This is a genomic window from Lentzea miocenica (genome assembly GCF_033949945.1).
Lineage (GTDB): Bacteria > Actinomycetota > Actinomycetes > Mycobacteriales > Pseudonocardiaceae > Lentzea > Lentzea miocenica.
In genome coordinates, this window is sequence record NZ_JAXAVW010000023.1 from 57,779 (window position 1) to 81,524 (window position 23,746).

Here is a 23,746-nt window from a genome sequence, read left to right on the forward strand (position 1 = left end):
TAACTATAGCCGACACACAGACCCGTCACTCACGGGGGTCGGCTTCGTTGTACGGACCGTGACCGATGTCACCACCTCCTAACCGCCGAGGAGTGGTTCATGCGCCGATCGTTGTCCGTGCCGCTGGCCGGGTTGCTGCTCGCGCTCGTTGCAGCGCCCGCGCTCGCGCAGCCTCCCACCACGCCGGTGCCTGGGCCGCGCGACCCGAATCAGCCGCCGGCATCGGCGCCGAATGGGCCGCAACCGCTTGCGCATGCCGTTGGAGATGCCGGGACCGGGCTCACGATGATTCGGCTCGGGCCGCAGGGGGTGCCCACGAACACGATCCTGCCTGGGCTGGGTGACCAGTTGCCCAAGCAGTCGGTCACCGAGTTCGGGTTCGGGCTGGCCAGTGCGCAGGTCAACACCGAGGCGTTCCTGAGCACCGAGCGGGTCGTGACGCAGGCCAATCCGTTCGGGTTCGCGGTGGCCGGGCGGTCGCCGCAGTCGCCGGGCACGCTCGTGCAGACGGCCATTCCGGACAACCCGCAGCCGACCAACGGTGGGCTGCCGATCCCGGAGACGCCGCTCGGCAAGCTGAAGCTGCTCAACGGCAGCGTGCACGCACGGTGGGACGAGAAGCTCGGGCCGTGTGTCAGTCCGCTGGCCACGGCCAAGACGTCGCTGGCCGGCCTTGAGGTGTTGAGCGCGCTGCCGGCCGAGGTGCCGTTGCCGGTGAAGACCAGCCTGCTCAGCGTTCCGGACGCGTTCGAGGCGAACTCCGTCGTCAAGCTCGTCGATCTGCCCGGCAGCAAGAACAAGGCGGTCGAGTCGACGTCGACGATGCGCGCGGTCAGCGTCGAGCTCACGGGTGGGATCAAGATCGACGTGGCCACGCCGCCGACGCTCACGGCCACGGCGACGGGGGACGAGAAGACTTCGAAGATCACGTACACGGCGCCGGTGCTCAGGGTCAGTCAGAACGGCAAGGAGCTCGGCACGCTGGATGCCGCGCATCCGACGCTGGACGTTCCGTTGTTGCTGGATCTGGTCGTCGTCAGGCTGCAGGTCGCGGGCCTCAACGAGAAGAAGGCGAGCTTCACGGGCAACGGGTTCAGCGGGTTCCAGCTCGGGGCCACGGCGCGGATGCTCGACGTGCAGCTGTTGCCGACGGACAAGCTGAAGCTGCCGAACCTGCCGACGGCGCTCGCCCAGATCTCGCTCGGCGAGCAGATCGTGCGGGCCGCGGCGCCGCAGGGTGGCGTGGTCTGCGGGACCTCGCAGCCGCCGCAGACCGTTCCCGAGCAGCCCGGCGGCCCGGCGGCGCCTCCTGCGCAGAAGGCGCCGCCGCTCGCCTACACCAACGCCGCGTACCAGTCGATCCCGCTGTTCTGGACCGGCACGGGACTGCTGCTCGCGGGCGTGGTGATCTTCGCCGCGCTGCCGGTCAGAGGCCGATCGCGCGGCCGAGCTCCCGAGGTTTCAGAACCCTGAGCAACGCCTCCATGAGGTAGTAGTCGCCGTAGGGCAGGGAAACCTCGATGCCCACCTCGATGCGGCGGTTGCGGGTGCCGCGCGCCAGGATGGCCTCGTGCCGTTCGGAACGGGTCGTCAAACACGTGCGGCACAACGCATCCAGGATGCGCAGGGCCGCCACGTAGTAGGAAGCTCGACCCGTGGCGTGAAAGAGGTCGATCAACCCGCACGCCATGATGGCGCCCGCCGACGAGTCCTTGACGTCGTTGGGCGCCAACGGTGAGCGGTAGTCCCACACCGGGATGTGGTCCGGCGTAAGGGCGTCCAGAGCGAAGTCCGCGAGTTTGCGAGCAGCATCAAGGAACTCACGACGCCGAGTACGCCGGTACATCGTCGTGAACCCGTAGATGCCCCACGCCTGTCCGCGCGACCAGCACGATGTCGGGCTGTAGCCCTGGTTCGTGTTGGGCCCGATGTCCTCGCCCGTGTCCGGGTTGAAGTCGAAGACGTGCGGCGTGGACCCGTCCGGGCGGATGAACTTCGCGCGCGTGGTCAAAGCGTGCTGCACAGCCACGTCCAGGAACCGCGACTCCCCGGTCTGCTCCGACGCGAACGTCAGCAGGTCCAGGTTCATCATCGTGTCCATGATCGCCCGGCCCGCGTTGTTCGGCGTGCCGAGCGCTCCCCACGCCCTGATGAAGCGGCCTTTGTCGTTGTAGCGCTGGATCAACGACGACGCTGCCTGCACCGCGCCGTCCCGCCAGGAGACGTCGCCCGTGAGCCGGTACGCCGTCACCCACGACGGGTAGAACAGGAAGCCCAGGTCGTGGATCGACGTGTCGGTGCGCCGCGGCGACAACCGCAGCGCCGACTCCACCGCCCACTTCCTGAACTGCTCGTCACCGCTGTCCAGGTACGCGAGCCAGTGCATGCCCGGCCAGAACCCGCCGACCCAGCCGCCGGAGTTGACGTAGATCCACTTCTCGAACTTCGTCTCCTCGGGGAACGAGGTGACGTTCGGCGCGACCTGGCGCAGCTTGCCCAGCGCGTAGTCCAGCGACTCGCGGAACAAGCGGCTGGACGAAGCCGACGCCTCTCCCGGAAGACCCACCGCGACGGAACCCGCCGCGGCCACACCGAGCAGCGTTCTGCGACTGAACATCATGGCACCATCCATCCGAGCACGGGGGTGGACTGGAGATAGGCGATCACGCACATCGCCAGCAACAGCAACAGACTCCAACCGAACACCTTGCGGAACAGGTCGCACTCACGTCCCACGAGACCCGCCGCCGAGTTGAGCGCCTGGCCGAGCGGCATCGAGTAACCGACGATCGCGACGCCGATGGCGAGCGCGAGCGCGGTCAGACCCGCCCAATGAGCCTTCCACTTGAGTCCGCCGAGCAGAGCCGACAGGAACAGCGAGCCCGTCGGATTCGGGTTCTGCTGGTACACCAAGGCCGCCTTTCACATGCCTGAACTCGTCTCCGGCGGCGTGGAGACGAGAGCCTTGTTCCATAACACGGAACGTAGTTCCATGTTGGTCGGCGCACATCGTGTCACTCCGCCGCCCCGATCGGAAGGCATCCTCAGATGCAAATCAGGCACTCGACCCATCCGGCGCAGTTGCCGGGCTTCGACACGGACGGGCTGCGGCAGCACTACCTCGTGGACGACCTCTTCGCACCGGGCGAGATCCGAACCGTCTACACGCACGAAGACCGCATCGTGCTCGGCGGAGCGACCCCGTCACCAGGCAATCCGCTCAAGCTTGAGAGCGCTCCCCCGCTCCGTTCAGCGCACTTCTGCGAACGCCGCGAACTCGCCGTGCTCGCGATCCGCGGTACCGGAACAGTTGCCGTGGACGGAACCGAACACGAACTCGGTACGCGCGACTGCCTCTACGTGGGCCAAGGCGCCGTCGACGTCGAGTTCCGCGCCGCCGACGAGGACACCCGCTTCTACCTCTTCTCCACCCCGTCGCACGCCTCGTTCCCCACCTCGGTAGCCCGCTTCGACGAGGTCGACGTCCTCGAACTGGGCGACCAGAGCACCGCGAACGTCCGCGAGATCCGCAAGTTCGTGCACGCCGACGGCATCCGCTCGTCCCAACTGGTCCTGGGCGTGACGTCACTGGCCCCCGGCAGCGTCTGGAACACCATGCCGCCACACACCCACGACCGCCGCACCGAGTGCTACCTCTACTTCGACCTGCCGGAAGAGCACCGCGTGATCCACCTCTGCGGCGAACCGCAGAACACCCGAAACATCGTGGTGCGCAACGAAGAAGCCGTGATCTCCCCGTCCTGGTCCGTCCACAGTGGAGCAGGCACGCACTCCTACACGTTCGTCTGGGCCATGGGCGGCGAGAACCAGGCCTACGACGACATGGACCCGGTAGCCGTGACGGAGCTCCGGTGAACTTCTCCCTCGAAGGCAAAACGGCCGTAGTGACCGGCGCCCGCACCGGCATCGGCCGCGCCATCGCCCAAGGCCTCCACGACGCAGGCGCCAACCTGATCCTGATCGGCCGAGGCGACCTCTCCGACGTGGCCCCAGCCCTGGCCACAGTCTCAGCAGACCTCTCGGACCCGGCCTCGATCGAGCCGGCCCTGGCCCCAGTCCTCGCCGAACACCGCGTGGACATCCTCGTCAACAACGCGGGCACCATCCACCGAGGCGCCGCCGTGGACGTCTCGCTCTCCGACTGGCAACGAGTCATGGCCGTCAACCTCGACTCGGCGTTCGAGATCTCCAAGGCCTGCGGCCGTCAGATGATCGCGAACGGCGGCGGCAAGGTCGTCAACATCGCCTCCCTGCTGTCCTTTCAGGGCGGAATCCTCGTCTCCGCCTACACCGCCTCCAAGCACGCCCTCGTAGGCATGACCAAACTCCTCGCCAACGAGTGGGCATCCTCAAACGTGCAGGTCAACGCCATAGCCCCGGGCTACATCGAAACCAACAACACCGCCCCGCTCCGCGCCGATCCAGACCGCGAACAAGCCATCAGCAGCCGAATCCCAGCCGGCCGCTGGGGCACCCCACAAGATCTCGTGGGCCCAGCGGTGTTCCTTTCGTCCGCCGCGTCCGATTATGTGACCGGACACGTACTGGTGGTCGATGGAGGCTGGCTGGCGAGATGACCGATACCGCCGTCGAAAAAACGCTCGCCGTGCTGGAGGCCCTGGCCGACCACACGCGCATCACGGACATCGCGCGAGTAACCGGCCTGCCCAAATCCACAGTCCACCGCCTCCTCCAGACAATGGTGGACCGAGGCTTCGCCACCCTGAGCTCAGACGGCTACCTCACCGGCCCAAGAGTCCTGGCCCTGGCAGGCAAAGTCCTGCGCCCTCTGGACACAGTGGAGCGAGCACGGCCATTCCTGCGAGCACTACAGGAATCCACAGGCTGCACAGTGCACCTGGCCGTGCTGTTCGGCGACGAACTGGTCTACGTGGACAAGATCGAGGCCAACAAGCCCTACCGCATGGCCTCCCGCCTGGGCATGTCACTCCCAGCCCACGGCACAGCCATCGGCAAAGCAGTGCTGGCCTCGCTCCCACCCTCAGAACTGGACGGGTACATCACCCGAGCGGGGCTACCCGGCCGAACACCGCGCACGATCACCTCTTCCTCACGCCTGAAATCGCAACTGTCCCGAGTCCGCCGATCACGATTCGCCCTGGACGACGAGGAAAACGAGGTAGGCGTGCGCTGCGTAGGCGCCGCGATCAAAGACCACACAGGCACAGTGATAGGCGGCCTGTCCGCCTCATCCCTGGCAATGGAGCACTCACTACAGGAACTCATCGCACTGGGCCCACGGGTACTACGAGCGGCAGACGAGGTATCAGCAGCCCTCGGCTGGGTCTTCTAACGCGAAGCCGAAGGCGAGCCGACCCGATGGCGAAGCCGAGGCGTCCTTAACGCTTGAAACGGGAGGTTCCGGTGGGTGGTCCCGCCCGAACCGCACCACCCACGCAACGCAACTCCGCCCAGCGCAACAGGCGTGCCATCAACCCGCCGGTGGCGTGGACAAGGTCCTTGATCAGATTGGCGGGGTCCGGGGCGGAGCCCCGAAATCCCTAAACGGGACCCGACGCAGCCAACCGGACCAGCTACCCGCGATGCAACGTAGTAACCATCGCCTCAACAGCGATCCGAGGCTTCACGTTGACCTCAATAGCCTCCCGGCAAGCCAACACCGCCTCCAACCGCCGCAATATCGACTCCTGCGACCACTGGGCGGCCGCAGTCCGAGAATCCGAAGCCCGATCCGGATGCATCAACGCAGCCTCAGACCCGGTGTGCACCACCAACGCATCCCGATAAAACCCAGCCAAATCCACCAGCGCCATGTCCAGCGAGTCACGCTGAGTCCGAGTAGCCCGAGACTTCTGCCGCTTCTCCAAATCCTTCAACGCCCCCTTGGCGCCCCGAGACGCAGCAGCGGTCCCCTTCCCGGTCCCCCCAGCCCCCATCGCCGTCTCCAACGCCGACCGCTCAACCTCGTTACGAGCCTCGTTGGCCGTAGAAGCATCCTCTTCAGCAGCCCGAATCAACTCGTCGGCACACGTGAAGACATCAGCAGGCTTCCGCAACGCCAAGGGAATCCGCAGCACGGCCTCGCGACGCGCACGAACCTCGGAGTCCACCGCCAGCCGCCGCGCACGCCCGACATGCCCACCACAAACCGAGGCAGCCCACTGAGCCATCGCAGGCTCCACACCTTCGAGCGACTCCAACGCCGAGGCGATGGATGCGGGCCGAGGCGACCCCAACGAAACCAACCGGCACCGCGACCGAATGGTCACCGAAACATCGTCAGGATGATCAGAAGGCGCACACAACAGGAACACAGTCCGCGCCGGCGGCTCCTCGACAGCCTTCAACAAGGCGTTGGCAGCACCCTCGGTCAGCCGATCCGCATCCTCGATGATCACCACCTGCCACCGCCCGGAAGTGGGACGGCGAGCAGAGATCTGAACCAGCGACCGCATCTCGGCAACCGAGATGGAAAGCCCCTCAGGCGCAACAACCCGAACGTCGGCGTGCGTCCCGTGCAACGAGGTACGGCACCCACTGCACTCACCGCACCCAGGCCGGTCATCGGCCACCACACACTGCAGCGCCCCGGCAAAAGCACGCGCGGTGGACGACCGGCCAGACCCAGGCGGTCCCGTGAACAGCCAAGCGTGGGTCATCACACCCGGAGCAGGAGTGCCACCCGCGACGATCGTGGAAGCGGCCTCAGCAGCCGCGGACAGAACAGCCACCGCGTCCGGCTGGCCGACGACCTCGTCCCACACGCTCATGGCTAGCAGTCTTCCAGCGAACGGTCAGACCGCGGCTTCGGGGACCGCACGCTTGCGAGTCGCCAGCAACGGCAGCACGGCGGAGCGGACCCGTTCGGCCACCTCGTCCGCGTCACCGTCGGCCTCGACCACGACGTAGCGGTCCGGGTCGGCGGCGGCCATCTCGCTCAGCAGCCGCTGCACGCGCCAGTGGTGTTCGAGCCCGATCGCCTTGCCGTCGACGACCGGCCGGTCCAGCAGAATCGTCAGATCAGGCCGCAGCCGCCCGGTGGCCCAGTCGACGAGCCCCTCGAGCTCCTGGGTTTCCAGCGAGGAAGTAGCGGTGAAGTGCGCCAAAGGCGAGTCGACGTACCGCTCCATCACGACGACAGAGCCCTCGTCCAAGGCAGGACGCACCTGCCGTTCGACGACATCGGCACGGACCGCGGCAGCGACGAGAGCCTGCGCGCGCACACCGGCCAGCTCGACGGACGACAGCATCGTGCGCAGACGGCGTTCGTCGTGCTCGGGATCGGCGGCCAGCAGCACCTCGACACCCTCGGCACGCAAAGCGGCGGCCAGGCGGCGGGCCTGCACCGACGTGTCCTCGCGGGTGTCGCCCTCGACCGCGATCAGCATGCCCTTGGTGGCCCGGCGGCCGCGGATCGCCGCGAACAGCGACGTCAGCACCGGCTCCTCGCGGCGGTCGTCCATCTGCCGGTACGCGACGAGGCCCAGGACGATCGCGATCACCGCGCCGCCGAGCATCACCGGACGGGTCGCGTCGACCTCCATCGGGTGGCCGAACACGCTGACCGTGCGCTTCTGCAGCAACGCGACCAGCAGCGGGGCCCCGGCGGAGGCACCGAACAGCACGATCTTGAGCAACGACTGGATCAACGCGACCGTGCGGCCGCGCATCTCGTCCTCGACCTGCGACCCCACGATGGTCAGGCCGGTCAGGAACGCGACACCGGCGCACGTGCCGACCAGCGCCACCGCCAGCAGCGCGATCCACAGGTGCGGGGCCAGCGCGACCAGCACCAGCGTGACGCCGGCGCCCACGATCGTGACGCCGAACAGCCGGTTGTAGGCGAGCCGCCTGGCCAGTCGCGGTGCGGTCGCCATGCCGATCGCCAGACCGACGAACACCGCCACGAACAGCAGGCCGAACGTCGAGGCGCCGCCCAGCAGCGACTGGGCGTAGAGCTTCGCCGTCGCGATCACGACACCGGCCGCGGCGAACGCGCCGATCATGCCGATCACCAGGCCGCGGACCAGCGGCGTCGCGGCGGCGAACCTGATGCCCTCGCGGAACATGGCCACGAAGCCAGGCTTGTCGGCCTCGACTTCCTTCTTCTTGGCCGCGGTGCGGCCGGACAGCTCCGGCAGCCTGGTCGCGATCAGGATCGCGGAGGTGAAGTACAGCAGGCCGTTGATGATCACGGCGATGGTCGCGATGTTGAACTCGAGGTTCCCGCCCTGCAGGTTCAGGTAGGCGGGGATGCCCGCGATCAGCGAGTACAGGCCGAAGCCGCTGATCGTCGAGATGCCGTAGGTCATCACCAGGCCGAGCTGGTTCGCCGACTCCACCTGATCGGGGCGGCGCAGCAGGTTCGGGACCGCCGACTCCTTGGCCGGGATCCACAGCATCGCGCAGCAGCCCACCAGGAAGTTCGCGACGAAGAGCCAGATCGGCGACCCGATCAGCGCGATCGAGATGAACAGCGAGCCGCGCAGGACGTCGCAGACCACCATGACCTTGCGGCGGTCGAACTTGTCCGCGAGCACGCCACCGATGGGCGCGAACAGGATGCCGGGCAGCAGCTGCGTCAGCACGACCAGCGACAGCGCGAACGACTGCCACTGGTAGCTGCTCATCATCTCGGAGACCAGACCGGTCAGCGCGAGCAGTGACAGCCAGTCACCAACGCTGCACAGGTAGGTGACGAGCCACAGCCGGCGGAACGGCCGGATGGCCAGCACCGAGCGCAGCTGGTGGACCGTGGACACGCTGGACTGGGCCTGCCCTGTCTGGCCTGCCTCGGTCACTCCTGTGTCCGCGTCCTGAATCTCAGTCACCCCTACTCGGCCCATCCCGTGGGATCAGGGTAACCGGATGGGGTGGGTGACGTTGCCGGACTCTCAGCACAGCTAGCTGAAGATCGCCCCGAGAATGTTGACCACGACCAGCACGAAGAAGCCGATCACGATCAGGCAGCCGATGAACGCGGCCACGCCACTCGACTGCTTGGCGGGCTGTTGTTGTTGCACACCAGGAGTTTGCGTCGTCTGCATGTACTGCTGCAGCACCTGGTGCTGAGGCGCCGGCGGACGCTTGCCACGTGGTCGGCGCCGCTCCTGCTCCATGGCCGACCAGATGGCCTGCCGCATCTCCTCCGTCGGCACCGGCGGTGTAGGCGCCGACACACGTGACGTGGAGTACCCGCCAGTCCACTGAGGAGCGATCCAGGTGTCGGCGGTGACCAGCCCGGCCAACGGGTCGGGGAACAGCCTGGGAGGCGGCGGGGGCTGAGTCCCGTCCGGACCGAACTCGTTCGTCGGCACCGCCGCCTCCTAGGCGTACATCAGTCGTGCGTCACACGCGGCTCAGCTCTTGGACTTCGCCGGAGCCTTCTTGGCCGCGGGCTTCTTCGCCGCGGCCGGCTTCTTGGCAGGAGCCTTCTTCTTGACCGGCCCCTTGGCGCGCTTCTCTGCCAGCAACTCGGCCGCGCGCTCGTCGGTGATCGACTCGACGCTGTCCGTCTTGCGCAGCGACGCGTTCGCCTCGCCGTCGGTGACGTACGGCCCGAACCGGCCCTCCTTGATCACCATCGGCTTGCCGGACACCGGGTCGTTGCCCATCTCGCGCAACGGCGGAGCGGCGGCGGCGCGGCCGCGCTTCTTCGGCTCGGAGTAGATCTTCAGCGCCTCTTCGAGCGTGACCGTGAAGATCTGGCTCTCGTCGACGAGGGACCGCGAGTCCGTGCCCTTCTTCAGGTACGGGCCGTAGCGGCCGTTCTGCGCGGTGATCTCGGCACCCGTCTCCGGGTCCTTGCCGACGACGCGCGGCAGCGAGAGCAGCTTCAGCGCGTCCTCCAGCGACACCGTGTCCAGCGACATCGACTTGAACAGCGAACCGGTGCGCGGCTTCGGCGCCTTCGCCTTCGACGGCGCGGCCCCGTTCTCCGACGGCTCGGGCAGCACCTCGGTCACGTACGGACCGAAGCGGCCTTCCTTGGCCACGATCTCGTTGCCCGAGACCGGGTCGGTGCCCAGGGAACGGCCTTCCTGCGGCGTCGAGAACAGCTTCTCGGCGATCTCCGCGGTCAGCTCGTCCGGCGCCAGGTCGTCCGACAGGTTCGCGCGCTGCGCGGCCCCGTCGACCTCGCGCTCCAGGTACGGCCCGAAACGGCCGACGCGCACGACGACCGTGCGGCCCTCGGAGTCGCTGAACAGCGGGATCGAGTTGACCTCGCGCGGGTCGATGTCCTCGACACCGGTCCCTACCAGCTTCTTCAGACCGCCGGAGCGGCCGATCGAGCCGTCGGGGCCGATGCTGCCGCCGAAGTAGAAGCCGGACAGCCACGTGGTGCGCTGCTGGCGACCTGCGGCGATGCCGTCGAGCTCGTCCTCGAGCGCGGCGGTGAAGTCGTAGTCGACCAGGCGGCCGAAGTGACCCTCCAGCAGCCCGACCACGGCGAACGCCACCCACGACGGGACCAGCGCCGCGCCCTTCTTCCACACGTAGCCGCGGTCCTGGATGGTGCTGATGATCGACGAGTAGGTGGAGGGACGGCCGATGCCGAGCTCCTCCATCGTCTTGATCAGCGACGGCTCGGTGTAGCGCGAGGGCGGCGAGGTGGAGTGACCGTCCGCGGACAGCTCCGCGATCGTCAGGTCCTGGTCCTTGACCAGCTGCGGCAGGCGCGACTCCGCGTCGTCCGACTCGCCACCGGCCTCGGCGTCGACGGTCTCGACGTAGGCCTTGAGGAAGCCGGCGAACGTGATCGTGCGACCGGAGGCGGCGAACGTGACCTCCTGGCCCGTCGCGGCCCGGCCCTGGATGCGGATGCTGGTCGTGTTGCCCCGCGCGTCGGCCATCTGGGAGGCGATCGTGCGCTGCCAGATCATCTCGTAGAGCTTGAACTCGTCCGCGTCGAGCTCGGCGGCCACCTGGCCGGGCGTGCGGAAGACCTCTCCCGCCGGCCTGATCGCCTCGTGGGCCTCCTGCGCGTTCTTGACCTTGCGCGTGTACTGCCTCGGCTCCTTGGCGACGTACTGCGCGCCGTAGAGGTCCGTTGCCTGCGTGCGGGCCGCGTTGATCGCGGTCTCCGACAGCGTGGTGCTGTCGGTACGCATGTAGGTGATGTAGCCGTTCTCGTACAGCTTCTGCGCGGTGCGCATCGTGCGGTCGGCGGAGAACCGCAGCTTGCGGCCGGCCTCCTGCTGCAGCGTCGAGGTCATGAACGGCGCGTACGGCTTGCGCGAGTACGGCTTCTCCTCGACCGAGGCGACCTTGACCGGCGCGTTCTGCAGCCCGGCGGCGATGGCCCTGGCCTGTGCCTCGTCCAGCACGACGACGTCGGCCTTGCCGGTCAGCTTGCCGTCCGAACCGAAGTCACGGCCGGTGGCGAGACGCGTGCCGTCGACGGCCACGAGACGCGCGCCGAACTGACGCGGCGTGGCTTCGGCACCGGCGTCCATCTGCGCCGAGATGTCCCAGTAGCTCGCTGAGACGAACTTCATCCGCTCGCGTTCGCGCTCCACGACCAGACGCGTCGCCACGGACTGCACGCGGCCAGCCGAAAGCTTCGGCATGACCTTCTTCCACAGCACGGGGCTGACCTCGTAGCCGTAGAGGCGGTCGAGGATGCGGCGGGTCTCCTGGGCGTCGACCAGGTCCTGGTCGAGGTCACGGGGGTTCGCGGCGGCGGCCTGGATCGCGGACTCGGTGATCTCGTGGAACACCATCCGGCGAACCGGGACCTTCGGCTTGAGCGTCTCCAGCAGATGCCACGCGATGGCCTCGCCCTCGCGGTCACCGTCTGTCGCGAGGTAGAGCTCGTCGACGTCCTTCAACGCTTCCCGCAGCTCCGTGACCAGCGACTTCTTGTCCGCGGAGATCACGTAGAGGGGCTCGAAGTCGTGGTCGACGTCCACGCCGAGCCTGGCCCAGGCCTGGCCCTTGAACTTCGCGGGGACGTCGGCAGCACCGCGCGGCAGGTCCCGGATGTGTCCCCTGGAGGACTCCACGACGAAGTTGGCGCCGAGGTATGAGGCGATCTTGCGCGCCTTCGTGGGCGACTCGACGATCACCAATCGTCGGATGTTGCCCCCGCCTCCGCTGCTCTTTCTCGTCCGTGTCGATCCAGCCACTCGCCGTCCCGCTCTCTTCCAAACCCGGTTCCCAGGCCCGCCAGTGTTGCCCAGCGTCGGCCGAAAAGCACACCATCCGTCATGTCTCCGCGACGCCCGTACGACGAGACAGAGTGACACAACCTTGCCTGACCGCCCGCTCAGGCTGCCGGCCAGGTGCTCATCGCCACTCCGTGCGGAGGGCTTCCGACCAGCTCAGCGAGCCGTGCCAGCCTCCGTCGGCCGGTTACCCGCAACGCGGGAGCCCCTACCAGGGTGCACGGAAGTCCCGACGCAAGCAGGGCATTTTGCAATGGTTCGTGTGTCTGCGGTGCGTTGGGGTCCAAACCGAGCAGGTACGCGGACTCCATCCAGCTGCCCGCGGCGAGCGCCCAGACCCGCAGCACTGCTCCGTTCAGCTCGAAGTCCGGTGGCACGGTCTTGACGGATCCGTCCAGCCAGCGGGCGGCCAGAGGGGTGAGGTCGGTGCGGAAGGGTGTGCGGACGAAGTGCGTGCCTGCCTCGTTGACGCACAGCTCCGTCGTGACCCCGCGCTCGGTGCAGGCCTGCTTGAGCGGCCGGTGACGCCACTCGTCGCGCAGCTCGACGTAGACGCGCGCGGCTGTACCGCGCGCGAAGCTGACGGCCTGCCCCGGCCCGCAGAGGAAGCCGGCGAGGTCCGCCTTGGCCGGCGTGCGCGCCTCGGCCGAGAAGAAGGACAGCTGCCCAACCACGGCCCACAGGGTAGAACAGACGTTCGACTGTGGCCAGTGGGACAGTTGTTACTGACCGAGCTGCTGCCCCTTCGACCTGATCTCCGAACAGGGTGCCGACCTGCCCAGCGCGTCGGCGTACTTCGGTCGTTTCTGCAGTTCCTGGAAAGTCGCGCGGAGGTCTTCCGGACTGGTCACCACGTTCGTGTCGGCCAGCACCTTCTCGGCGCTTTCCAGGAACTGGGCGTTGGGCTCCAGCGCCTGCACGGGAGCCTGCGCGTCGCCGTACGACTTGGCGGACTCCGTGACGAACTTGACCAGCCGTTCGTGCACGTTCTTGAGCTCGTCGTCGGGCGCGCCGAGCTCCTTCAGCTTCTTCTCCGCACCGGTGAACGCGGTGGCGTTGGACGTCACGAGCTTGACGTACGCGGCCTTGACCGCGGCGACGTTCGCCGGGTCCTGTTTGCGCAGGTCAAGGCCTGCTTCCAGGCCCGGAAGCACACCGCCGCAGAACGCGTCCACCCACTGCCGCTGCGTGTCGGTGATCGGCTTGTCCGCGTCGGAACCGCAGGCGGTCAGCACGACGGCACCGGTCAGCAGGGCAGCGAGCAGACGTGTCCTCATCCGGGCTATTTTGCTCCGGCCATCGCCTGCCAGTCCGCGCACACCTTGTTCGCGCGGAACGCCTCTGCGTACTTCGGGGTCCCCACGATCTGCTTGAACATCAGTTCCGCGTTCTCGCGACCCGCACCCGTTCCACTGCTGGCCATGACCTGCTCGTACCGCTCAGGGAACACGTCGTCGGCCGCCAGCGCGCTCAACCTCGTGGACGCCTCCTCGAAGCCCTTGGCCCGCTCACGCACCGCCTTGATCAGACGCTCGTGGGGGTTCTGCACGCCGGAACCCGGTGGGCCGAGCTTCTCCAGGTCGTCCGCGATCTTGCGATCCGACAGCGCGGCTGTCGAGGCCCAGCGCACCACCGCGTCCTTCACGGCACCCATGCCCTGTGCGGCTTTGCCCTGGATCTCCCGCCGGGCGATCTCCACAACGCCCATCGGACCGCAGTAGGCGTCGAACCACGCCGCTGGATCGGCGCCGGGAACGTCCGCCGTCGTAGTGGTCGTCGGTGCGGCCTGCTGGATCGGAGCGGGCGGCGGCGTGCCGCACGCGGAGATCGCGGCCGCGCTCAGCACGGCCGCGATCAGGCGGAAGTTCGTCACTGGCCGAGCAGCTTGCCGAGCTTGGTGCGCATCTCGGTGCACTCGGGCGCCTTCGCGATGGCGTCCTTGTACTTCGGGTCGGCGTCGAGCTTCTTGATCTGGTCGGAGAACTTCGACGGGTCGGCCGAGTCGCCGCCGATCTTCTCGACCTGGTCCATGAAGTCCGGCGCGTTGGCGTCGATCTTCTTCACCTGCTCGGCGACCGACTTGTACTCCTTGGCGCTCTCCCCGAACAGCTTCACCAGCTCGTCGTGCAGGGCCTGGGCCTCCGGGCCGGGCGCGCCGACGTCCTTGAGCTTCTTCTCGGCGGCGGCGAGCGACGTCGAGCCGGTGTCGAGGATCTTGAGCATGCCCTCCTTGAGGGCGACGGGGTTGCCGGAGTTGGTGCCGACGACGGTGATGAGCTCGACCACGCCCAGCAGCACCGGCGTGGTGCCGCTGCAGAACGCGCCGGCCCACTTGACCGGGTCGGCGGCAGGTGGAGTGGTGGACGTGGTGGTGGGTGCCGTGCTCTGCGTGGACGGCGCGGCGCTGTTGGAGCACCCCGCGAGGGCAAGAGCGGCACCAGCGCAGGCGGCAACGAATCTCAAACGTGCGTTCACGGTGAAAATCCCCCAGGACAGGTCGAACCGGACCGCCGAACGGTACACGTTCGGGCGATCCGGCCAGACAGGTTTCGGGGTTCGTCAGGTAGTCGGCGGGGAGGTGGGAACGACCGCCAGGCCCTTGCAGTTGCCCGCTTTCTGAGCGGCCTGCGCGAGTCCCGTCTCGGTGAGCTTCTTCTGCACCTCGGCACCGGCCCCCTCCAGCGCGGCGGCCTTGGTGACCATCTCGGTGAAGGCGGTGACGACCTGGGTCGAGTCGGTGGCCGAGTCCACCTTCGACCGGGTGTCGCCGAGCAGGGTCCTGATCTGGCCCATGCCCTCCTCTGCGGTGCTGACCAGCTCCTTCGACTTCGGGTGCGGGCCGTTCTCGAGCGCCTTGAGGTCCGCGATCGACTTGTCTACCGCGGTGACCAAGGTGTCGAGCCACTCGGAGAGGCCCGTCTTGAGCTTGGACGGGTCGGTCATGTCGATGTTCGGCTCGTCCGACATGGCCTTCACGGTGCCGTCGACGGCACCGCAGACCTTGTCCATCCACGCCACGACGTCGGCCTCGCTGGCCGGTGCCGAGGACGTGGAGGAGCCTGTGCCTCCGGTGCTGCACGCGGTGAGCGCGAGCAGGCCCGTCAGGAGCGCGATGACTGTGCGACGCATGGCGCGGAAGCTACTCCGGACCGCCTCGCTCAGCTCGTCGGCGTGACGTTGAGGCGTTGCATCTCCTGGCACTTGGATGCCGTCTGCGTGGCCTTCTGCAGCTCCGGGTTGGCCTTGAGGTCCCGCAGCGGGTCAGCGAGTTCGGAGAGCTTGGCGATGGCCTCTCCGGCGGCCTGGATGCCACCGGTGGCGTTGTTCGCGTCGGCCTGCTCGACCTTCGTCTTGGCGTCCGCGAAGACCGCGCCGAGCGAGGTGAACGTCTCGGCCATCTTGTTGACGGCCTCGTCGCCACCCGCGACGGGTGACGGGCCGACGTTCTTGAGGCCTTCCGCGGACTTGGTGAAGGCGTCGGCGAGCTGGCCCATGTAGGCGGCCATCTCGGCCTTGAGCTTGGTGGAGTCGGCGTCGAGCTTGGGGGCCGTCTTCTCGATCTTGGCGAACTCGGAGGCGGCGCCGCACACCTTGTCCATGTAGGCGACGGCCTCGGGGCTGGCCGCGCCGCTGGTGGGCGTCGATGAAGTGCCGGAGTTGCCGCCATTGGTGCACCCGGCCAGCGCACAGGCGGCGGCGACAACGGCAGTGGCGACGAGGCTGAGCCTCATGTCGTAACTCCTCGGTCGGGGTACGTCGGGGGGAAACCCGAACGTACCCCGACCGAGGGCGGAACTACGCGGCGCCGTTGCTGACGCTCTCCGCGGGCGTGTCCGCGATCGCGGTGCCGCGACGCTTCGACACGACCACCGCGCCGACGATGATCAGGGTCGCGACCAGGGCGATCGCGATCCGGATCGGGTCGGACGCGTTGTCACCGATGGAGAAGGTGACGATGGCCGGCGCGATCAGCACGGAGACCAGGTTCATGACCTTGATCAGCGGGTTGATGGCGGGGCCGGCGGTGTCCTTGAACGGGTCGCCGACGGTGTCGCCGATGACCGTGGCGGCGTGGGCGTCGGAGCCCTTGCCGCCGTGGTTGCCGTCCTCGACCAGCTTCTTGGCGTTGTCCCAGGCACCACCGGAGTTGGCCAGGAACACCGCCATCAGCGTGCCGGTCGCGATCGCACCCGCGAGGTAACCGGCCAGCGGGCCGACGCCGAGGCCGAAGCCGACGGCGACCGGGGCGAGCACGGCCATCAGACCCGGAGTCGCGAGCTCACGCAGCGAGTCCCTGGTGCAGATGTCGACGACCTTGCCGTACTCCGGCTTGACCGAGTAGTCCATGATGCCCGGGTTCTCGCGGAACTGACGGCGCACCTCGAACACGATGGCGCCGGCGGCACGCGTCACGGCGTTGACCGCGAGGCCCGAGAACATGAACACGACGGCCGCACCGATGGTGATGCCGACGAGGATGTTCGGGCTGAACACCAGGTTGGTGAACGACACGGGCAGGTCGCCCGCGACGTTGCCGACCTTGACGATGGCCTGCTCGATCGCGTCGCGGTAGGAGCCGAACAGCGCCGTCGCGGCGAGCACGGCGGTCGCGATCGCGATGCCCTTGGTGATGGCCTTCGTGGTGTTGCCGACCGCGTCGAGCTCGGTGAGGATCTGCGCGCCCTCGCCGTGCACGTCACCGGACATCTCGGCGATGCCCTGCGCGTTGTCCGAGACCGGGCCGAAGGTGTCCATCGCGACGATGACACCGACGGTCGTGAGCAGACCACAACCGGCCAGCGCGATCGCGAACAGTGCGACGACGACCGAACCGGACAGCAGGAACGCGCCGTACACAGCCGCACCGATGACCAGCGCGGTGTACACAGCGGACTCGAAACCGACCGAGATACCGGACAGGATCACCGTGGCGGCACCGGTCAGCGAGGTCTTGCCGACCTCCTGCACCGGCTTGTGCTCGGTGCCGGTGTAGTAGCCGGTCAGCCACAGGATGACGCCGGCCAGCACGATGCCGATGATCACCGCGACGGACGCGATCAGCGCCGGGTTGCCGCTGGTGGCCTTGATCGAGTCGCTGATGCCGTTGAGGTCCGCGAAGGAGCTCGGCAGGAACGCGAACGCGGCGATCGTGCACAGCACCGCGGAGATCACCGCGGAGATGTAGAACGAGCGGTTGATGGCCGTGAGGCCGCTCTCGCCCGCCTTCGCCTTCGTCGTGTAGACGCCGATGACCGCGGTCAGCACGCCGATCGCGGGGACGATCAGCGGGAACAGCAGGCCCTGCGCACCGAACGCGGCGGTGCCGAGGATCAGCGAGGCGACCAGCGTGACGGCGTAGGACTCGAAGAGGTCCGCGGCCATGCCGGCGCAGTCACCGACGTTGTCACCCACGTTGTCCGCGATGGTGGCGGCGTTGCGGGGGTCGTCCTCGGGAATGCCCTGCTCGACCTTGCCGACCAGGTCGGCGCCGACGTCGGCGGCCTTGGTGAAGATGCCACCACCGACACGCATGAACATCGCGAGCAGCGCGGCGCCGAAACCGAAGCCCTCCAGGACCTTCGGGGCCTGACCCGCGTACACGAGCACGACCAGCGCGGCACCGAAGAGGCCGAGACCGACCGTGGTCATGCCGACCACACCACCGGTGCGGAACGCGATGCGCGTCGCCTTTTCGCGACCGCCTTCTTCGTTCGCGGCGGCGGCGACACGCACGTTGGCGCGCGTGGACAACCACATGCCCAGGTAGCCGATAGTCGCCGAGAACGCGGCACCGACGAGGAAGAACAAAGATCGGCCGATTCGTTCGGCCAAATCATCCGCCGGTAGCGCGAACAGCAGTACGAACACGATCACGACAAAGATGCCGAGCGTGCGGAACTGCCGGTTGAGGTAGGCCGCTGCGCCCTCCTGAACCGCCTTGGCGATGTCCTGCATCTTGGGGGTGCCCTGGCCTGCGGCCAGCACCTCCTTGAGCAGCACGTACCCGACGGCGAGAGCAGCCAGGGCGACCACGGCGACCACGGCTACGACGCCGCGATCACCCCCGGAGAGCTCGAGGCTCTCCGCGAGGAATTGCCGGGACATCCGTCCTCCTGGTGAGTTGCCATGTGCAGCGCCAAGGCAGTCCAGCCGCCCAGCGCGACGTGACGCATCCCTCATTGGATGCGATGAGCGGGGAGTCTAGGGGGTACTTGCAACGGGGCAACGAACTGTCCCGATCCGTGCACACACCGTTATCTGCGCAGGAAGTCGAGCACGGCCCAGCCGGAAGTGTCGGTGCCGTGTGCGAAGCTCGGGTCGTGGTGGATCAGGGACGGCGGTTGCTGGACCGCGTGCTGGCCGGGGTACCCGCCGGTGAGATGCCTCTCACCCACGCACGCGATCTGCCGTTGCGGCAGGCTGATCACGTCGAATGGCCCTCGTGGGCCGCCGAGCCGGTGGTCTCGGCGTTCACCGAGATCGGCGTGCGCGAGCCGTGGCGGCACCAGGCCGAGGCGGCGTCGCTCGCGTGGTCCGGACAGCACGTGGTGCTCGCGACGGGCACCGCGTCGGGCAAGTCACTTGCCTACCAGTTGCCCGTGCTTTCCACTCTTTTGGCGGACACGAAGGCGACGGCGCTGTACCTGTCACCGACCAAAGCCCTTGGTGCGGACCAGCTCCGCTCGCTCGACGAGCTGGGGATCAAGGGCGTGCGCGCGGCGGCCTACGACGGGGACACCCCGATGGCCGAACGCGACTGGGTCAAGGCGCACGCGAACTGGGTCTTCACCAACCCGGACATGCTGCACCGCGGAATCCTTCCGCAGCACCCGAAATGGCTGCGTTTCTTCCGCCGGCTGAAGTACGTGGTGATCGACGAGTGCCATTCCTATCGCGGTGTTTTCGGTTCGCACGTGGCGTTGTTGATGCGGCGGTTGCGGCGAGTGGCGCGCAAATACGGTGCGAATCCGATCTTCGTTTTGGCATCGGCCACTGTGGCTGATCCTTCTGCTTCCGCGCAGCGATTGCTCGGTGTGCCGGTTTCCGCTGTCGTGGACGACTTCTCGCCGCGCGCCTCGCGGACCGTCGCGCTGTGGGAGCCGCCACTGACCTCTCTGGAGGGTGAGAACGGCGCGCCGATCCGGCGGTCGGCCGGCGCCGAGACGTCGCGGATTCTCGCCGATCTGGTCGTCGAGGGCGCACGCTCGCTCGCCTTCGTGCGCTCACGCCGTGGTGCCGAGCTGACCGCCATGGGCACCCAGCGCATTCTGTCCGAAGTGGACAGTGAACTGCCTCCTCGGGTGGCCGCCTACCGGGGCGGGTTCCTGCCCGAAGAGCGGCGCGCGTTGGAGAAGTCGCTGTCCACTGGCGATCTGCTCGGCGTCGCGACCACGAACGCCCTGGAGCTCGGCGTCGACATCGCCGGGCTGGACGCGGTGGTGGTGGCCGGTTTCCCGGGGACCCTGGCATCGTTCTGGCAGCAGGCGGGTCGCGCGGGCCGGTCCGGTGACAGCGCACTCGTGGTGTTCGTTGCGCGAGACGACCCGTTGGACACGTACCTGGTGCACAACCCTTCCGCGGTGCTGGACCGGCCCGTCGAGGCGACGGTGCTGGATCCGTTGAACCCCTATGTATTAGGTCCGCAGCTGGCGTGCGCCGCATCCGAGATGCCGTTGACCCCGGCGTGTCTGGACGACTTCGGCGGACCGCTCGCGGAGGCCGTTCTGGAAGAGCTGGTGGCCGAGAAGCTGCTCCGCAAGCGTCCGGCCGGGTGGTACTGGGCGTCGCACGACCGCCCGCACGCCGGGGTGGACATCCGCGGCTCCGGCGGTGACCAGGTAGCCGTCGTGGAGTCGGACTCCGGCCGGATGCTCGGCACCGTCGATCCCGGATCCGCCTGCTGGCAGGTGCATCCCGGTGCCGTCTACCTGCACCAGGGGCGGGCGTACGTGGTCGACGAGCTCGACCTGGAGAGCGGCCTCGCGATGGTGCACCGCGAGGACCCGGAGTGGACGACACAGCCGCGTGACTGCGTGGACATCACCGTGGTGCGCGAGGTCGAACGCACCGATTTCGGTGGTGTGTCGGTGTGCCTGGGCGAGGTGGAGGTGACCACGCAGGTCGTCGGCTACCTGCGCCGGCTGCCGTCCGGCGTGGTGCTCGACCAGATCCCGCTGGACCTGCCGGAGCAGAGCCTGCGGACCCGTGCCGTCTGGTACACCGTCGACGAGTCGCTGCTGGTCGCCGCCGGTGTTGAGGGCAAACGGATCCCCGGCGCCCTGCACGCCGCCGAGCACGCGGCGATCGGGCTGCTGCCGTTGTTCGCGACGTGCGATCGCTGGGACATCGGCGGCGTGTCGACGGCCGTGCACCCGGACACGGGCATGCCGACGGTCTTCGTGCACGACGGTCACCCCGGCGGCGCGGGCTTCGCGGACCGCGGCCACTCGGCGCTGCGGGCGTGGCTTTCGGCCACGCGGTCGGCGATCAGCGCGTGCTCGTGCCCGATGGGCTGCCCGTCCTGCGTGCAGTCGCCCAAGTGCGGCAACGGCAACGAACCGCTGGACAAGGCCGGTGCGGTGCTCGTGCTGGACGTGGTGCTGAGCAAAATCACCTGACGGTGGTCGTGCGCCTCGCTACGGTTTTTGGATGCCCACGCGGTTCCCCGAGCTGAACGAACTGCTCGCCGACTTCGTCTCGTCGGTCCGCGAGATCCTCGGCCCCACCTACGTGGGCGCCTACGTCCAGGGCTCGTTCGCCCTGGGCGCCGGTGACATCCACAGCGACTGCGACTTCATCGTCGCCTGCACCGAGTTGCCGTCCGGCGACCGTGAGGCGGGGTTGCGGCGGTTGCACGACGAGATCCCGACCCGTCCCGGCCACTGGTCGACCGAGATCGAGGGCTCGTACGCCGACGTGGAGTCGCTGCGCTCGGTGGCGGGCCTCGGAGTTCCGTGGCTGTTCAACGACCACGGCACCCGAACTCTGGTGTGGGACCTGCACTGCAACTCACCACACGCCCGCTGGATCCTGCGCAACCACGGCATCGTGCTGGACGGCCCGCCGATCACCTCGCTGGTGGACGAGGTCCCGGCGGACGTTCTGCGGTCGTCGATGCGCGCCGAACTGCCGCATGTGCTGTCCGGCATCGAGGAGTGGGCGCCGATGGGCAATGCCTGGACTCAGCGCTACATCGTTTCGACGTACTGCCGCACGCTCTACACCATCCACACGGGAGAGGTGGAGTCGAAGCGCGGCGCCCTTCTCTGGGCACTCAATGTGCTCGATCAGCGGTGGCACCCGCTGATCGAGCAAGTCTTGGCGGACCGCGATCTCGGCTGGGACGCAGACGCGGTACCTCGCCCGGGAAGCATGGAGGCGACACGCGCTTTCGCTACCTACGCCGAGCGTTTCTGACTTTTCGTGGGGGCGCGTCGCAGGCTCACGGGTACCCGCGACGCGCCCTCTCCACGTGCCGAACACTGTTTTCCCGCCTGCTACCGCTGCTCGACCGGATCCCTTGGAACATCGGTGGAATCTGGTTGTTCGTCTCGACAGGACACGCGGGAGGCGACGGTGTCGACTGTCTTGGGACGAACTCCGGGGAGGAGCCGGCTTCACCGACCGCGGCAGAGCTGGCGCCCTGCCACTAACGTTCCTCGGTCCGGTCGTGCTGCGGGAGGCTGTCCTTCGGGGTGCGTGTTCGGCTTTTCGCCCTCACCTGCGCGGTCTCCCAAAGCGGGGTACGGAGACCGACATCGGATCGGGCTGGGTTGGAACGGCCGTGCAGGGCATCGCCTTCGGGGTTGTCGGGGAGAGTCCACGACGACACCCAGCACGGCCGGGCTTTGTAGTTGTCAAGCGGCTTCCAGCTGGTAGCCCGCCGGGGTGTGGAGCGCCTCGACGAGTGCGTCCTGCACGATGTGCGCGTCCGGCAGGTTCCAGCCGCAGATCGACGGCTTGACCCTCCAGTGCACGACACCGTGCGCCAACGGGGTGGGCGGCAGCGGGATGGACTCGCCCTTGCCGTACAGGTGGACGTCCGCGTTGTTGCCCAGCTCGGCGTTGAGCTTCGAGCCGGACTTCACCAGGAACATCCACCGGCCGGACGGGGTCGCCGCGATCGGCACGGGAACACCGATCGAGCGCAGTGCGACGGCCGCGCGGCGGCCGAGGTCGGTACCGACCTCGATCGCGTCGATCACGTGGCCGGTGGCGACGAGAAGGCTGTAGGAGCGACCCGCCCACCACGTGGCGACCTGCTCGGGACGCGTCCCGATGCGGTCGACCCAGTCGCGGTGCACCGGGATGGGGCCGTGGAGCTCGAGCCCGCTGCGGCCCGCCCACTGGGTGACGCCCTGCTCCGAACCGGCCGGGTAGGTGCCGGGCAGTACGGGCCAACCGCGGTACGCGAGGCTGATCGCCTCGGCACGCAGTTCGATGCGGAAGGCCCCGCGCCAGCTGTCCGACCAATCCATCTTTCGTCGCCTTCTTCCTAGGCTCTGACTCGACATCGACAAGGTGTCGGTTTTCGTAAGACACCGCGTCGGTGCCGCCACTACAACTAACGACACCGGCACCGGCCTCCGTAACCCCCGCTCGACAACTGGTAGCTACGAGACGGCGAACGCCCTTTGCCAGACCGAGCAACTGAACTGTCCACGTTTGGTTCGATCACCGTTCAGCATGTCCTGGCGGCGGTGTGAGTCCGCTCACCGCTGCGAGTCGACCGCTCGTCGTGCTCCAAACGCTTCGATCTTCGGCCGGACCTGCCCTGGCCCTCGCGCTCACCGGGCCGAACGGCGTAATCGCCGACAGCTCCACAACCACCTCCCAGCCGCTCACCGTGCAGCGTTCGAGAGTCGACCGATTGGCTTCCGCCACTCGTTTTGCCTGCTCACAAGCATTTTCATCGCCGTCGCTGAGACGCGCGGCAGCCGCGAGCGCCGCCAAATCGGCCGCACCGGTCACCCGGTGCCGCACGACGACCGCCGCACCGGCCTGCGCACCGGCCACCGTGACGATGATCAGCAACAACATCGCCACGACACCGCTCACCGCAGCCGAACCCCGGTCGCAACCCGACCGTTCGCCGTTCATCGCGGCTCCAGGACGGCGAACGCCTGCGCGCTGAGCGGCAAGCCCAACGGCCCCCGCTTGCGGACGACGACCCGGACGGCATCCCCTTCCACCTGGAACACCACGGTCGCTCCCGGCACGACCTCCCCGGCCGACTCCTCCCCGCGCTGCCGTTCACCTCGCGCTGCCAGCCGCGCCGCCTCCCGTGCCGCGTCGGCGCACCGCATCTGCTCGACCAACGCCGTGAGCCCGGCCGCCGCCAACCCCATGACCACCAGCAACGCGCACACGGCGATCGCCGCCTCCACGGTGACCATGCCGCTGTCATCAGACCGACGACAGCGCACGCTGTATCAGCCCTTGCAACAGGTTCTGCACGAAGTCACTGGTGACCAGCGCGTACAGCACGCCGGCGAACGCGGCCACCGCCAGCGTCCCGATCGCGTACTCCACCGTGCTCATGCCGCTGTCGTCGTTCAGCAGTTCCATGTGTTCGT

At 67.9% G+C, this 23,746-nt stretch carries 23 protein-coding genes; 6 read left to right on the forward strand and 17 right to left on the reverse strand.

Features of this window, described 5'->3' with window-relative positions; translation table 11 throughout:
* Positions 1-99 precede the first annotated feature (99 nt).
* Positions 100-1,473: a hypothetical protein gene (locus SK803_RS26940; RefSeq protein ID WP_319968897.1), complete on the forward strand. Its 1,374-nt coding sequence runs from the start codon at positions 100-102 to the stop codon at positions 1,471-1,473.
* On the opposite strand, the gene SK803_RS26945 is transcribed toward SK803_RS26940, so the two are convergent.
* Both SK803_RS26945 and SK803_RS26950 read right to left on the reverse strand, forming a co-directional pair.
* Complete coding sequence (locus SK803_RS26945) at positions 1,427-2,617, reverse strand: glycoside hydrolase family protein (protein ID WP_319968898.1); 1,191 nt, start codon at positions 2,615-2,617, stop codon at positions 1,427-1,429. The genes SK803_RS26940 and SK803_RS26945 overlap by 47 nt on opposite strands.
* A complete protein-coding gene (locus SK803_RS26950; RefSeq protein ID WP_319968899.1) occupies positions 2,617-2,910 on the reverse strand; it encodes a hypothetical protein in 294 nt (97 codons plus the stop codon). The genes SK803_RS26945 and SK803_RS26950 overlap by 1 nt, the downstream gene beginning before the upstream one ends.
* A gap of 138 nt (positions 2,911-3,048) precedes the next feature.
* Between SK803_RS26950 and kduI the strand changes: the two genes are divergently transcribed.
* Genes kduI through SK803_RS26965 form a run of 3 tightly spaced genes read left to right on the forward strand, consistent with a single transcriptional unit; the run spans position 3,049 to position 5,335 of the window.
* Positions 3,049-3,876 (forward strand): 5-dehydro-4-deoxy-D-glucuronate isomerase, encoded by an 828-nt coding sequence (gene kduI / locus SK803_RS26955; protein ID WP_319968900.1) that lies wholly within the window; start codon positions 3,049-3,051, stop codon positions 3,874-3,876.
* Positions 3,873-4,598: an SDR family oxidoreductase gene (locus SK803_RS26960; RefSeq protein ID WP_319968901.1), complete on the forward strand. Its 726-nt coding sequence runs from the start codon at positions 3,873-3,875 to the stop codon at positions 4,596-4,598. The genes kduI and SK803_RS26960 overlap by 4 nt, the downstream gene beginning before the upstream one ends.
* Positions 4,595-5,335, forward strand: a complete 741-nt coding sequence (locus SK803_RS26965) for an IclR family transcriptional regulator (protein ID WP_319968902.1) — start codon at positions 4,595-4,597, stop codon at positions 5,333-5,335. Before SK803_RS26960 ends, SK803_RS26965 begins: the two co-directional genes overlap by 4 nt.
* Before the next feature lie 241 nt (positions 5,336-5,576).
* Here SK803_RS26965 and SK803_RS26970 read toward each other — a convergent pair whose 3' ends face one another.
* From SK803_RS26970 to SK803_RS27020, 11 genes are all read right to left on the reverse strand, one after another.
* The gene (locus SK803_RS26970) at positions 5,577-6,773 is read right to left on the reverse strand and encodes a DNA polymerase III subunit delta' (RefSeq protein ID WP_319968903.1); all 1,197 of its coding nucleotides are present in this window, start codon (positions 6,771-6,773) and stop codon (positions 5,577-5,579) included.
* 24 nt (positions 6,774-6,797) lie between these two features.
* Positions 6,798-8,849, reverse strand: a complete 2,052-nt coding sequence (locus SK803_RS26975) for a bifunctional MFS transporter/dTMP kinase (RefSeq protein WP_406601587.1) — start codon at positions 8,847-8,849, stop codon at positions 6,798-6,800.
* 57 nt (positions 8,850-8,906) lie between these two features.
* Positions 8,907-9,320 carry a hypothetical protein gene (locus SK803_RS26980; RefSeq protein WP_319968905.1) on the reverse strand — a complete coding sequence of 138 codons (414 nt, stop codon included), beginning with the start codon at positions 9,318-9,320 and terminating at the stop codon, positions 8,907-8,909.
* A gap of 42 nt (positions 9,321-9,362) precedes the next feature.
* Positions 9,363-12,131: a type I DNA topoisomerase gene (topA, locus tag SK803_RS26985; protein WP_319968906.1), complete on the reverse strand. Its 2,769-nt coding sequence runs from the start codon at positions 12,129-12,131 to the stop codon at positions 9,363-9,365.
* Between the two features lie 140 nt (positions 12,132-12,271).
* Entirely contained in the window at positions 12,272-12,844 is a 573-nt protein-coding gene (locus SK803_RS26990; protein WP_319968907.1) for a hypothetical protein, read from the reverse strand.
* Between the two features lie 48 nt (positions 12,845-12,892).
* Complete coding sequence (locus tag SK803_RS26995) at positions 12,893-13,447, reverse strand: hypothetical protein (RefSeq protein ID WP_319968908.1); 555 nt, start codon at positions 13,445-13,447, stop codon at positions 12,893-12,895.
* A 5-nt stretch (positions 13,448-13,452) separates the two neighbouring features.
* Positions 13,453-14,043: a hypothetical protein gene (locus tag SK803_RS27000; protein ID WP_319968909.1), complete on the reverse strand. Its 591-nt coding sequence runs from the start codon at positions 14,041-14,043 to the stop codon at positions 13,453-13,455.
* On the reverse strand, positions 14,040-14,645 hold the full coding sequence (locus SK803_RS27005) for a hypothetical protein (RefSeq protein ID WP_319968910.1): 606 nt from the start codon (positions 14,643-14,645) through the stop codon (positions 14,040-14,042). The genes SK803_RS27000 and SK803_RS27005 overlap by 4 nt, the downstream gene beginning before the upstream one ends.
* 84 nt (positions 14,646-14,729) lie before the next feature.
* Positions 14,730-15,299: a hypothetical protein gene (locus SK803_RS27010; RefSeq protein WP_319968911.1), complete on the reverse strand. Its 570-nt coding sequence runs from the start codon at positions 15,297-15,299 to the stop codon at positions 14,730-14,732.
* A 29-nt stretch (positions 15,300-15,328) separates the two neighbouring features.
* On the reverse strand, positions 15,329-15,901 hold the full coding sequence (locus SK803_RS27015; RefSeq protein ID WP_319968912.1) for a hypothetical protein: 573 nt from the start codon (positions 15,899-15,901) through the stop codon (positions 15,329-15,331).
* 64 nt (positions 15,902-15,965) lie between these two features.
* On the reverse strand, positions 15,966-18,275 hold the full coding sequence (locus SK803_RS27020; RefSeq protein ID WP_319968913.1) for a sodium-translocating pyrophosphatase: 2,310 nt from the start codon (positions 18,273-18,275) through the stop codon (positions 15,966-15,968).
* 275 nt (positions 18,276-18,550) lie between these two features.
* On the opposite strand from SK803_RS27020, the gene SK803_RS27025 reads away from it, so the two are divergent.
* Together SK803_RS27025 and SK803_RS27030 are read left to right on the forward strand one after the other, a co-directional pair.
* Positions 18,551-20,788 (forward strand): DEAD/DEAH box helicase, encoded by a 2,238-nt coding sequence (locus SK803_RS27025; RefSeq protein ID WP_319969000.1) that lies wholly within the window; start codon positions 18,551-18,553, stop codon positions 20,786-20,788.
* Between the two features lie 31 nt (positions 20,789-20,819).
* Positions 20,820-21,587, forward strand: a complete 768-nt coding sequence (locus tag SK803_RS27030; RefSeq protein WP_319968914.1) for an aminoglycoside adenylyltransferase domain-containing protein — start codon at positions 20,820-20,822, stop codon at positions 21,585-21,587.
* Positions 21,588-22,027: 440 nt separating this feature from the next.
* Here the strand turns inward: SK803_RS27030 and SK803_RS27035 are convergent, their stop codons facing one another.
* The 4 genes from SK803_RS27035 to SK803_RS27050 form a co-directional block, all read right to left on the reverse strand.
* Positions 22,028-22,648: a bifunctional DNA primase/polymerase gene (locus tag SK803_RS27035; RefSeq protein WP_319968915.1), complete on the reverse strand. Its 621-nt coding sequence runs from the start codon at positions 22,646-22,648 to the stop codon at positions 22,028-22,030.
* Between the two features lie 196 nt (positions 22,649-22,844).
* Positions 22,845-23,270, reverse strand: a complete 426-nt coding sequence (locus tag SK803_RS27040; RefSeq protein WP_319968916.1) for an Rv3654c family TadE-like protein — start codon at positions 23,268-23,270, stop codon at positions 22,845-22,847.
* Positions 23,267-23,566: a TadE family type IV pilus minor pilin gene (locus SK803_RS27045; protein ID WP_319968917.1), complete on the reverse strand. Its 300-nt coding sequence runs from the start codon at positions 23,564-23,566 to the stop codon at positions 23,267-23,269. Before SK803_RS27045 ends, SK803_RS27040 begins: the two co-directional genes overlap by 4 nt.
* 10 nt (positions 23,567-23,576) lie before the next feature.
* Positions 23,577-23,738 (reverse strand): DUF4244 domain-containing protein, encoded by a 162-nt coding sequence (locus SK803_RS27050; RefSeq protein WP_319968918.1) that lies wholly within the window; start codon positions 23,736-23,738, stop codon positions 23,577-23,579.
* Between the last annotated feature and the right edge of the window lie 8 nt (positions 23,739-23,746).